The sequence below is a fragment of the Paenibacillus dendritiformis genome (genome assembly GCF_015845845.1).
Lineage (GTDB): Bacteria > Bacillota > Bacilli > Paenibacillales > Paenibacillaceae > Paenibacillus_B > Paenibacillus_B dendritiformis_C.
The window spans coordinates 1-2,925 of record NZ_LDIG01000174.1 but is presented as its reverse complement, the minus strand read 5'-3'; the positions used below and the strand labels follow the sequence as shown (position 1 = coordinate 2,925).

Here is a 2,925-nt window from a genome sequence, read left to right as displayed (position 1 = left end):
AAAAAAGCCGCACACCCGGTAAAATGTTTGTACGCCTACAAACTCAACCGAAGAAAGGTGGCGACTCCATGAAAAAGTCTACCACGATCCTGTCCATCCTTCAATCCGTTTTGCCTGCAGAAGAAATCGATTCTGCAATCGAACTCGCCGGCTATAAAGACAAGGCCCGCAAGTTTACCGTCCATCATTTGCTACAATATTGGGCGATGGCTGCCTCTGAACAATGGGATAGCTACCGTTCAGGTGTGGTTCATGCAGCAGCCAGCGGCTTGCTTCCTGTCCATTATTCCAGTTTTTCCGGAAAGGCAGCTGAGGTTCCCTTTGCTGTATTCAAGGAGCTCCTACACCGGCTCATCCAAACCTGTAATCGTCAAACGACCCGAAAGCTGGCCTTTCCTAAAGAATTGCTTTTGATTGACTCGACGACCGTAACGGTAGGAAAAACTCGCTTGCCCTGGGCCCCTTACCATGGTGAGCGTTCGGGCATTAAGCTACATGTTTCTTTGCAAGCCCAATGCGACTCCCCTCTAAACGTGGTCGAAACGGTTGGTTCGAAACATGATGGTCCGCTCTGTGAAAGCTTAACCCATTTGGATTACATTATGGTTATGGACCGGGCTTACGGGAAGCTCGAACGATTAGATCGTTTCAAAGAAGAAGGTCAATCCTTTGTCGTTCGACTGCGTGATAACGTTCATCTTGAAAAACCACGTGCTCTACGCCGGCAAAAAGAGCCTAACAGCCCGGTCATCCGGGACATTACGTGCCAACTTGGAACAGAGCAATGTCGATCCAAGAAGCGGCATCGCGTCGTTACCTTCCAAGATTTCGATGGCCGAGAACTCCGCGTCGTTACCGATCTCATGCAAGTGACCCCAGAAGAAATCGCACAGATGTATAAAGCCCGGTGGCAAATCGAGGTTTTCTTTCGCTGGATCAAGCAGCACTTGAATATCCCTACTTTGTTCGGGACAACTGAAAATGCCGTGTACGGGCAGCTGTTTGTAGCTCTCATCGTTTACGTGTTACTCAAATGGTTATTTGATACCACTCAAGGGGTCGTATCTAGGCATCAAAAGCTGTCCTTTATTCACTTTGCACGTCTATTTAGGCTAAATTCCCTTCCTCCCGAATGGCTCGTTAAGATGCAGAGGATAAGAGAAAAATTCAGCCCTGCCGGGCTTGTTTGAGTTACACAATTTGGTTAATCAACATGTCTGATCGGTTCCTATAGTGTTTTCAACAGAAACGGAAAAATCGAGTATGCGAAGACGTTGACCACACATAAAAGAAGGGAAAAGCCGGTAGAGGTGCTTGGCGCAGACGGGGGATACTCCTATGTTATGCTCAGAGTAAATGATAAAAGTATCCAAGAAAAAATGAAAAGAATAGTAGTTACATTTGGCAATAAAGAGGTCATTAAAGACACAAGTCCAAATCAATTCAGTTACATTATTGTACACGATGAGGATACTCATGGCATGAGCTTACAAACAAACATTACTATATATGGAGAAAAAGATGAAATACTATATAATTGGGATTAAGAGGTTGTTCGATTAAGAAAAGAAAGATAACATTTCTTATGGTTATATTTTTTTCGTTGGGAATTATCATCTTCTTTTCAAACTATAAACAAGTAAATAACAGTAACGCAAATTCAGATTTAATCAAAATCGATTTATATGATTTTTTTTATACTACTCAGGCGATTAGTAAAATTGGTAGTCAAGAACTTGACAAATCATATGCTGATTTATTAAAAAATTATGATGTCGAGCAATTTTTTTACGATGGAAATAACGGAGCTCTATATGATTTATGGTTATATACTCATTCAGTTGAAGCCAATAAATTAGGTAGCAAGAAGGCATCGAATATCATTAGGTTTGTTAATTCTTTGCAATCTAATGACGGTTACTTTCTATTATAGAATACTCAAGATAAAAATATGAAGGATACAAATTATTTATTAAGTACAAAAATGGCGACGGATATTTACCGACAATTTGGTCATAGCATTCCAAATAAAAATAAAATAGAGCAATGGTTAAATAGTTTACTTCAAAATATAAAAAAAGAAGAGAATGAAGATTTTATTTCATTGGGAAGTATAATATATTTGGCTAAAGAAATTGAACATAATATATACATAGATGATTATAAACCAGAAAATTATTCAAATTATGCTCGATTTATAAATCACCTACTAGCTTTATACAATAAGGAACAAGAAAGCATTGAAAAGTACGACACTGCTTTAAAATTAAATAATCTATTTGAAAACAACCCTTTTATTAACCCTTTTATTATCGTAAAAAATAAAGTTTCTATATAGAATAAACTATTGAACTTCCATAACAGGAGGGTTTTGTCCCATCATTGTCGAATTCAGAAATACCCTGAATGAGGCGGTGAATGAGATGGATAACAAGGAAGCGCTGGCTGCAGTTGAAGAACGAATAAGAACGACGAAGGATCGCCGCATGTACGAGCGACTTCAAACCGTACGTTTACGATTAATGGGCAAGTCTGTACGCGAGATTGCCACGATCATCTGTCGTTCGGAGAAAACTATTCGCCTTTACATCCGCGCCTATGAAAAAGAAGGGTTGTCGGGCTTGGCCATGCAATTCTCTCCCGGGCGATCCCCACGCCTGACGAAAGAACAGCGGGACGCATTGAAGCAAGTCATTGTGAACCAGGTGCCAGCAGACGTTGGATTCACCGCCAAATTCAATTGGACGTTGCAACTGATAGCAGACTACATTGAGCGTACGTATGGATGTACCTATTCGCTGCGCGGCGTTTCGAAGATGATGGAACATATGGGCATGAGCTATACGAAACCGACGTATACGCTTGCCGCTGCAGACCCTGTTAAACAACAACAGTTTGTCGAAGAAACGTTTCCGGCTCTAAAAA

General features: G+C 40.7%; 4 protein-coding genes. All 4 read left to right on the top strand.

Annotated elements, in window-relative coordinates:
• The coding region (locus ABD76_RS18350; RefSeq protein ID WP_242069277.1) for an IS4 family transposase at positions 1–1,190 on the top strand (1,190 nt) is incomplete at its 5' end.
• Between the two features lie 84 nt (positions 1,191–1,274).
• Positions 1,275–1,547, top strand: coding sequence for a hypothetical protein (locus ABD76_RS18345; protein WP_197258640.1), 273 nt, complete (start codon positions 1,275–1,277; stop codon positions 1,545–1,547).
• Between the two features lie 404 nt (positions 1,548–1,951).
• Positions 1,952–2,338, top strand: a complete 387-nt coding sequence (locus tag ABD76_RS18340; protein ID WP_197258639.1) for a hypothetical protein — start codon at positions 1,952–1,954, stop codon at positions 2,336–2,338.
• Positions 2,339–2,423: 85 nt separating this feature from the next.
• The coding region (locus ABD76_RS18335) for an IS630 family transposase (protein WP_197256132.1) at positions 2,424–2,925 on the top strand (502 nt) is incomplete at its 3' end.